Origin of the sequence: Chthoniobacter sp. (assembly GCF_040003245.1) — a bacterium.
GTDB lineage: Bacteria > Verrucomicrobiota > Verrucomicrobiia > Chthoniobacterales > Chthoniobacteraceae > Chthoniobacter.
Window position 1 is genome coordinate 1 of sequence record NZ_JBDUCX010000276.1, and the last position, 8,284, is coordinate 8,284.

Below are 8,284 nucleotides of genomic sequence, written 5' to 3' on the forward strand. Positions count from 1 at the left end.
CGTCGACGAAGTCGACTCGATCCTCATCGACGAGGCGCGCACGCCGCTCATCATCAGCGGCCCGGCCACGGTTTCCACGCACCAGTTCGACAAGTTCAAGCCGCTCGTCGAGCAACTCGTCAAGAAGCAGACCATGCTCTGCAATCGCCTCGTCTCCGATGCCGAGGAGCTTTTCAAGGCGGGCAAGAACGAGGAAGCCGCCCGGCTGATGGTGAAGGTCAAACTCGGCCAGCCGCGCAACAAAGGCTTCCTGCGCATGCAGGAGGACCACGAGCGGCGCCGGGCCATCGACAAGATGGAACTTTCTTTCTATGGCGACACGCGCAAGGAAGAATTCTTCGCGCTCAAGGAAGAACTCCTCTTCACCATGGACGAGCGGGCCCACGAGGCCGACCTCAGTGAGGAAGGCCGCTTGTTCATGAACCCGGACGACCCCGATACGTTCGTGCTCCCGGACTTGATCACGCAATTTGCGGAGATCGACCAGACGCCCGGCCTGACCGACGCACAAAAGCTGGAGGAAAAGCAAAAGCGGCAGGCTTATTGCGATCACCAGAGCGAGCGCATTCACAATATCTCGCAACTCCTGCGCGCCTACTGCCTGTTCGAGAAGGACGTGCAGTACGTCGTCGAGGAAGGCAAGGTCGTGATCGTCGACGAATTCACCGGCCGCAAGATGACGGGGCGCCGCTGGAGCGATGGCCTGCACGGCGCGGTCGAGGCCAAGGAAAACGTGAACATCGAACGCGAGACGCAGACCCTCGCGACGATCACCATCCAGAATTACTTCCGCCTCTACTACAAGCTCGCGGGCATGACCGGCACCGCGGAGACCGAGGCGAATGAATTCAGCGACGTCTACAAGCTCGATGTCGCCGTCATCCCGACGAACCAGCCTTGCATCCGCAAGGACATGAACGATTTCATCTACAAGACGCGCCGCGAGAAATTCAACTCGGTGGTGAAGGAAATCGTCAATGCACATGCCCGGCAGCAGCCGGTGCTCGTGGGCACGGTGAGCGTGGAAGCCAGCGAAGTGCTGAGCCGCATGCTCAAGCGCGAGAAAGTGCCGCACGCGGTGCTGAATGCGAAGTATCACATGCAAGAGGCCGAGATCATCTCGCGCGCCGGCCAGCCGGGCAGCGTGACCATCTCGACCAACATGGCCGGTCGCGGCACGGACATTAAGCTCGGCCCCGGCGTGACTGAGGTCGGCGGGTTGTATGTCATCGGCACGGAGCGGCACGAATCACGTCGTATCGATCGCCAGTTGCGCGGCCGTTGCGCACGCCAGGGAGATCCCGGCTTGTCACGCTTCTATGTCAGCTTTGAGGATGACCTCATGCGCAACTTCGGCGCGGCCGATCGCATGACGAAGATGATGGAACGCTTTGGCCTCGAAGAGGGCCAGGAGTTGGAGCATCCCTGGCTCAACAAATCTGTCGAGACCGCGCAAAAGCGCGTCGAGCAGCGCAATTACATGATCCGCAAGCGGTCACTGGATTTCGACGACGTCATGAACAAGCAGCGCGAGGTCGTCTACGCCTTCCGCAACGACGCCATCAATTCCGAGGAACCGCGCCCGCTGCTCTATGAGGTCGTGGAGGAAGCGATCCCCGCTAAGGTCCTGCTCTTCCTGCCCGAAGACGGCGAGGACCATAACCCGAGCGGCTTGCTCCACTGGGTGAACACGACCTTCCCGATGGGGCTCACCGCCGAAGCGGCGGCCCTGGACAAGAAAACGCCGACCGAGATCGGCCAGTATCTCGTCGATCGGATCAAGAAGACTTACGAGCTGAAGTGCTCGCACGAACCACCGGAAGCAGTCCGCTATCTCGAACGGAATATTATCCTCAATGCGGTGGACCGGCTCTGGCAGGAACACCTCTACGCCACCGATGCGTTGCGCGAGGCCGTATATCTACGTGCCTACGGACAGAAGGATCCGCTCGTGGAATACAAGACCGAAGCCTATGACATGTTCACGGAATTGATGGGCAACATCAAAACCGAGATCGTGCAGAATCTCTTCCGTTCGACAGCCAACCTGGAAGCCTTCGGCGAGTTCCTGCAAAATCTGCCGCAGTTTCTCATCAGCTCCGACGAGACCGGCGCGCAGCAATCGCAGCCCGCAGGAGCGGAGCGGCCCGCGGGAGTCCGGCAAAATCCTCCCACGTCCGCCACGCGAGCCTTGGAGCCCAATGGCTCTTCCGAACCTTCGATGGACGAAGCACTCACCGCCAAACGTGCGCCGGTGCGCGAAGCGAGCAAAGTGGGACGCAACGACCCCTGCCCCTGCGGCAGCGGCAAGAAATACAAGAACTGCTGCGGGCGGACAGCGTAATAATACGCAGTAACTCCCGAGGTAACTGACCGAGTTAGAAGTCAGCCGGCGTGATTGTTACGCTCTCGTATTATTTCCCCTTGCATGTATTAGTTGATGGACTAATGAATAGCAATGTCCAACACCTCTCCTCGTACCGTCCATCTTAAGTCTTTGCTCGCGCTCGAAGAAAAGCGCGCGGCCCTGCAACAACAGATCGACGAGATTCATCAGCAGATTACGGCCACCCGTGATCAAATCTTCGACCAGGCATCTTCGACAATTGCCAAAGCCGTTCGCAAAGTGGTGGCGAAGGGCCGCACGCAGCGCGGCGCACTGAAAGCCCAGATCCTGTCCGCCCTCGAGACCGCCGGTCACGCCGGCGTGCGGGTCACCGAACTGGCGGAGAGCCTCGGCACCAAGGCCGCGAATCTGCACGCCTGGTTTCACGCCACCTCGAAACGGATGCCGAGCATCATCAAGGTCGCTGGAGGCCATTACCGCTTGAACGGCAACGGCCACAAGCCGGCGCCAGCTCCCACCAAGGCCACTAAAGTGAAAGCCAAAGGCCGCAAGCCGGCCAAAGCGAAGCGCGGCGCCTTGTCGGAAAACATCCTGACCGCGTTGAGCGGTGCGGGCAGCAGCGGGGTCACAATCAAGGATCTTTCGGATCAGGTCGGCAGCAACTACCGCAACGTCGCCGTGTGGTTCGCCACCACGGGCAAGAAGAACGCCAAGATCAAGAAGGTCGCGCCCGCCACCTACAAGCTCGCCGCGTAAAGCCAGCCGTCTCAACTAGCAAAGCTTCCCTTGGGGATGCCGGCTCCGCTGGCATCCCCTTTTCAGTAGATGTACGGCTCGGGCAGCTTGAAGGCGTCCTTGATGATGTGAAACGACGGCGTGTCTTCCTCGAAGAGGATCTCGACGATATCGAAGCGGAAGATGATTTCGGGATTGCCGAGCAGTTCGAGCCCGGCCAGCGCGCCGCGGGCGATGAGCTTCTGCTTCTCCCGGGTCACCGCTTCGCCCGGCGTGCCAAAGGCGAGGCTGCGCCGCGTCTTGACCTCGACGAAGACCAGCGTATCGCACGTCTTGTCGCGGCAGACCACATCCACTTCCCCGCCGTGCGGCGCCCGGAAGTTGCGATACAATACTTTGTAGCCATGGCGCCGGAGATAGCGCGCCGCAAGCCGCTCCCCTTCCCGGCCGAGCCACTGGTCAGGATCCTCTCCTTCGTCAGGCGAACGGAAACTCCGCCTGCCGGACAGGGAGAAAAGATCGGCGATGAATCGGACAAGGCCCATGCTGCTTGAGTTTAGCGAGATGCAGCTCGGTGCCATAGCCTTTATGCTGCGCAAATTCGTAGCCGGGGTGCCGTTGGTCCATTTCCACCATGATGCGATCCCGGGTGACTTTCGCGATGACGCTCGCCGCCGCGATGCTGAAACTCAAGGCGTCGCCCCCGACCAGCGCCGTCTGTGGAAGGGGAAACGGGCGCACGGGCAGGCCATCGATCAAAACGTGGTCCGGCGCCGTGGCCAGCGCCGACACCGCGCGGCGCATCGCCTCGTGCGTGGCCCGCAGGATATTGATCCGGTCGATCTCCTCATGCTCGACGACGCTCACCGCCCAGCAGACTCCCGAATGAGCGGTGAGTTCCGCATAGATCCCCTCACGCCGCTCGGCGGAAAGCTTCTTCGAATCGTCCAGCAACGCGTGGCGGAAACGCTCCGGCAGAATCACCGCCGCAGCGACGACCGGACCAGCCAACGGTCCTCGCCCAGCTTCATCGATACCCGCGATGAGTACACAGCCGCTCGCACGCAGTTTGCGTTCGTGGCGCAGGCCGCAAGGCATCGCGGCGGAAACAGGATAGGGCGCTTAGGCCGCGGTCGTCACAGCCTTCTCGCGGACGGCCATCGCCGCCTTACCGGTGCGCTTGCGCAGGTAGTTCAGCTTCGCCCGGCGGGCGGTGCCGGCGGTCTCTACTTCCACCTTCGCGATACGGGGCGAGTGCACGGGGAAAACGCGCTCCACACCTTCGCCGTAGCTGATGCGGCGGACAGTGAAAGTCTGGTTGATGTCCCGGCCCTTGCGGCCGATCACGATGCCGGCAAAGATCTGCACCCGCTCCTTGTCGCCTTCCTTGACGATGGTGTGGACGCGCACGCTGTCGCCCACGTTGAACTTCGCGGGGTCTTTCTTGAGTTGCTCCTGATTGATTTTGTCGATGATGGTGGGCATGGCGTTGGCTCCAGTATGGATGGTGAAAAAGGGACGGGAGTAATAGCTTGATTCCGGCGCAGCGCAACCCAATTTTCACGCCTTCTTCACCTTCTGCTTCCGACCGCCTCCACTCTATGGACGACATCATCGATCTCCACAGCGACACCTACTTCATGGGCGAGGCCTTGCGGCAGGCCCGGCGCGCCTGGGAACAGGAGGAAGTGCCCATCGGCGCCATCATCGTGCATCAGGGTCAGATCATCGCCCGGGCCTGCAACCAGGTCGAGGTCTTGAAGGACGCCACGGCCCACGCCGAGATGCTGGCCATCACCCAGGCAGAGAGTGTTCTCGGCGATTGGCGGCTCACGGAATGCGATCTCTACGTGACCAAGGAGCCCTGCCCGATGTGCGCGGGAGCCCTCGTCCATGTGCGGATGAAACGTGTCATCTTCGGCTGCCCTTCACCAAAGGACGGCGCCGGTGGCAGCCTCCTCCAGCTCCTCCAGCATCCGCGGCTCAACCACTCCTGCGAAATCACGGCTGGTGTCCGGCAGGACGAATGCGCCGCCATGCTCCAGGCCTTCTTCCGCGAGCGGCGGACTTGAGACGTCTCAACCTTTCTTTCGCGACTTCCACCAATAACGCAGGAACGCCCCCAAACCGGCAAAGCGAAAGCTCGGATCGACGTAGTGCTCGATGACGTAAAACGCGAAATAGTAAAATCGGCAGAAGCTCCAGATCGCAATCGCCAGGAGCGCGGCCGTGCGGATGGTCGGCGCGTCAACTAGCAACAACGTCGCCGAGAGCACTCCAGCAACCAGAAACAAGGCCCCCTTGAGCTTGATCACCTTGGGGTTGGTCAAATCGGCCATCGCAAATGATCGCAGACGCTATCCGCGATGCGGCAATTTCTTAAAAAGGCGACGGGGGAAAAACGTCGCCGAAGATCCCAAGATCAAGGACCACACGCACTCATTCAAACCGCCTCGGCGCTTGCCCCAGGCAAGTCCTACACCGATCAAAGCCAGCGATCCCCAACCAATTCCACATCCCGATAATCGGTCCATGGATGGTTGGGGATCTTGCTGACCTGAGATATTTACTTACTTGACGTGTCCGGAGACGAGCTTGGTCATCTCGAACATGCTCACGCTCTTCTTGCCATTGAAGACAGCCTTCAACGCGTCATCGGCGTTGATCTGGGTGCGCTTCTTCGCGTCCTGGAGCTTGTTCTTCTTGATGTAGTCCCAAAGCTTCTTGGTCAGATCGGTTCTGGGCAGGGGCTTGGAACCAACGACTTTGGCGAGGACCTCATCCGGTTGAACGGGCTTGAGGAAGGCGGCGTTAGCTTTACGAGCGGGAGCTTTCTTAGCGGGAGCTTTTTTGGTAGGCATGGGGCGGATAATATGATTCGCCCTCGAGAGCGCAATCCCTGATTACGACAATTGCGTTAAGTTATACAATTGACTGACGGCCATTATTCCATCAGTAGTTTTCCATCTATGTCCACAACCCCATCGATTGACCAACTCAAACGAGCCATCACCATTTCCGAACAGATCCAAAAACTGGAATCGGAACTGGCCTCGATTCTCGGCGCGAGTGTAAAAGTATCGGCCCCCGCAAAAGTGGCTGCGGTAGCTGTCAAAACCGGCCGGAAAAAGCGCGGCTTGTCAGCGGAAGGTCGGGCGCGCATTGCCGCCGCCCAGAAGGCCAGGTGGGCGAAGGTGAAAGGGACGACAGCAGCGGCGGCGCCGGCGGCAGCTCCCAAGGCCGGCAAGCGCAAAAAAGGCAAACGCAACTTGAGCCCCGAGGCTCGCGCGCGCATCGTCGCCGCAGTGAAGCGCCGCTGGGCTAAAGTCAAGAAAGCCAAGTAAAAGCGCGCGCTGAGCGAATCAGCAATGAATATCGTCATTCGCCCGTATCAAGCGGGCGACTTGGAAGTCTTGCGACGCATCACTGTCGATTCATTTGATGGCGTCTCATTCGACCAGATTGTCGAAAGCAAGTTTGGCATTCTGAACGGCCACGACTGGCGTTGGAGGAAGGCCAGACACATCGAGGAAGACCTAAGCTCCAACCCGACCGGCGCCTTTGTGGCCGAAGCCGAAAGCGAGATCGTGGGCTACATCACCACGCAACTGGACCGACCTTCCGGCAAAGCACGTATCCCGAACCTGGCCATTGCGGCCGGCGCCCGGGGACAGGGTTTGGGCCGCCGCCTCCTGCAATATGCACTGGACTATCTTCGCCGGGAAGGCATGGCTTACGCCATGATCGAGACCATGGCCGGCAATGAAGTGGGCGAACACCTTTACCCCGCTTGCGGCTTTGTCGAAATCGGACGACAAATCCACTTTGGCATCCAATTGTGAACCTTCCATCCCCACTGAAAATCTTGGTCCTGGCCATCGCCTTCGCTGCCGCAAATCTGCTTTCGAGCTGCGCTCACGAGGAAGAAAAGCCGTGGCGTAAGAAGGAATCCAAATGGTACCACAGCGATATGGATTCCGAAGATCAATCGTTCTTTCTCGGCTCGTTTCTGGACCGCGGAACTCGCTAGGCATCGTCGCCTGCTTTCAACGGCAGCTAGCGTGGAAGATAAGCCCCGCACGATTCCCGCACCACGAGACGCGCGCTCAGCAGCATGCTGCGCGCGGGCAGCGTGGGCTCGGCGATCCGCTCCAGCATGGCTCGAAATGCGGTGACGGCGATGTCGCGGCAAGGTTGGTGAATCGTCGTCAGCGTCACGCCCAGGAGGGTCGCGTATTTGACGTCGTCAAAACCGACGACCCGCACATCCCGCGGGACTTTGCACTTCGCCTGCTCGAGCGAGCGCAGCAACACGGCGGCGGTATGATCGTTGGCGCACACGAAAGCGTCCCATTGGCGGCCGGCAATCAGGCTGCGGACAAATCGCGCGTCCTCCGGATCTCCGCTGTGCACCCAGTTCCGGGGAACCTCGCAGTGATGACGCACGAGCGCCTCGCGAGCGCCGGCAATGCGCGCCTCGACGGTCGGTGCAGAATGCGGACGCGCCACAAAAGCCAGGCGCTTGCATCCCAGCTTGATGAGATGTTCGGCCAGCAAATAGCCGCCCGCGATATTATCGACACCCACGAGATCGAAGTCGCTGCGGTTCGGAAAAGGCAGCACGTCCCTGTCCAATAACACCACCGGGATACCCGCCTGGCGCAAGGTTTCGCCGAGCCGCCGGCTCACCCCCTCCCGCTCTCTCGTCAATTCGAAGGGCGCAAAAAACACCCCGCTGACCCGGCGGGTGATGAACTGCTCGCAGAGTTCCGCGGCATGCTCCAGGCTCAAATCTCCATCCGGTCGCGGAGCCGCGGAGCCGCCCCAGAGGAGGCTGTATTCATGAACGCGCGCGAGGCTCGCCAGTTCACCGGCGATCAGTTCAAATATCTCCGTGCTGCCCAAGCCGGGAATCAGCAAGGCGAGTTGGCGGGCCACGGATGGCATCCCGGCGGAAGCCCGGATATAAGTACCGGAACCGGCGCGCCGTTCGATGAGTCCGTCCGCTTGCAAATCCTGCAGGGCACGTGCCACGGTCGGTCGCGATACGTGGAATGCTTTTACTAACTGTGCCTCGCTCGGCAGACGATTAGTCGCGCCGTATTTGCCCGCTGAAATGTCGGCGAGGAGTTGACGTGAAATGAGGCGGTGTTTGGGTTCCGTGGGCATGGCGGCGGCCACTTCGGTATTGGCAGGTCGATA

Annotated in this window: 11 protein-coding genes; 5 read left to right on the plus strand and 6 right to left on the minus strand. The window is 60.3% G+C overall.

Annotated features, from left to right (window positions below; genetic code table 11):
- Nucleotides 1-2,344 (plus strand): SEC-C metal-binding domain-containing protein (locus ABJF10_RS26600; protein ID WP_348547655.1); only part of this gene is annotated, 2,344 nt, incomplete at its 5' end.
- A gap of 153 nt (nt 2,345-2,497) precedes the next feature.
- On the plus strand, nt 2,498-3,103 hold the full coding sequence (locus ABJF10_RS26605; RefSeq protein WP_348547656.1) for a hypothetical protein: 606 nt from the start codon (nt 2,498-2,500) through the stop codon (nt 3,101-3,103).
- A 62-nt stretch (nt 3,104-3,165) separates the two neighbouring features.
- On the opposite strand, the gene ABJF10_RS26610 is transcribed toward ABJF10_RS26605, so the two are convergent.
- Genes ABJF10_RS26610 through rplS form a run of 3 tightly spaced genes read right to left on the minus strand, consistent with a single transcriptional unit; the run spans nt 3,166 to nt 4,567 of the window.
- Nucleotides 3,166-3,627 (minus strand): YraN family protein, encoded by a 462-nt coding sequence (locus tag ABJF10_RS26610; protein WP_348547657.1) that lies wholly within the window; start codon nt 3,625-3,627, stop codon nt 3,166-3,168.
- Nucleotides 3,560-4,180 (minus strand): ribonuclease HII, encoded by a 621-nt coding sequence (locus ABJF10_RS26615; RefSeq protein WP_348547658.1) that lies wholly within the window; start codon nt 4,178-4,180, stop codon nt 3,560-3,562. The genes ABJF10_RS26610 and ABJF10_RS26615 overlap by 68 nt, the downstream gene beginning before the upstream one ends.
- Nucleotides 4,181-4,204: 24 nt before the next feature.
- Nucleotides 4,205-4,567 carry a 50S ribosomal protein L19 gene (gene rplS, locus ABJF10_RS26620; RefSeq protein ID WP_348547659.1) on the minus strand — a complete coding sequence of 121 codons (363 nt, stop codon included), beginning with the start codon at nt 4,565-4,567 and terminating at the stop codon, nt 4,205-4,207.
- 116 nt (nt 4,568-4,683) lie between these two features.
- On the opposite strand from rplS, the gene tadA reads away from it, so the two are divergent.
- On the plus strand, nt 4,684-5,154 hold the full coding sequence (gene tadA, locus ABJF10_RS26625; RefSeq protein ID WP_348547660.1) for a tRNA adenosine(34) deaminase TadA: 471 nt from the start codon (nt 4,684-4,686) through the stop codon (nt 5,152-5,154).
- 6 nt (nt 5,155-5,160) lie between these two features.
- On the opposite strand, the gene ABJF10_RS26630 is transcribed toward tadA, so the two are convergent.
- Complete coding sequence (locus tag ABJF10_RS26630; RefSeq protein WP_348547661.1) at nt 5,161-5,421, minus strand: hypothetical protein; 261 nt, start codon at nt 5,419-5,421, stop codon at nt 5,161-5,163.
- Between the two features lie 231 nt (nt 5,422-5,652).
- Nucleotides 5,653-5,943, minus strand: a complete 291-nt coding sequence (locus ABJF10_RS26635) for an SWIB/MDM2 domain-containing protein (protein WP_348547662.1) — start codon at nt 5,941-5,943, stop codon at nt 5,653-5,655.
- Between the two features lie 69 nt (nt 5,944-6,012).
- On the opposite strand from ABJF10_RS26635, the gene ABJF10_RS26640 reads away from it, so the two are divergent.
- Nucleotides 6,013-6,426, plus strand: a complete 414-nt coding sequence (locus ABJF10_RS26640; RefSeq protein ID WP_348547663.1) for a hypothetical protein — start codon at nt 6,013-6,015, stop codon at nt 6,424-6,426.
- Between the two features lie 24 nt (nt 6,427-6,450).
- On the plus strand, nt 6,451-6,924 hold the full coding sequence (locus ABJF10_RS26645; RefSeq protein WP_348547664.1) for a GNAT family N-acetyltransferase: 474 nt from the start codon (nt 6,451-6,453) through the stop codon (nt 6,922-6,924).
- Nucleotides 6,925-7,138: 214 nt separating this feature from the next.
- Here the strand turns inward: ABJF10_RS26645 and ABJF10_RS26650 are convergent.
- Nucleotides 7,139-8,284 (minus strand): GntR family transcriptional regulator (locus tag ABJF10_RS26650; RefSeq protein WP_348547665.1); only part of this gene is annotated, 1,146 nt, incomplete at its 5' end.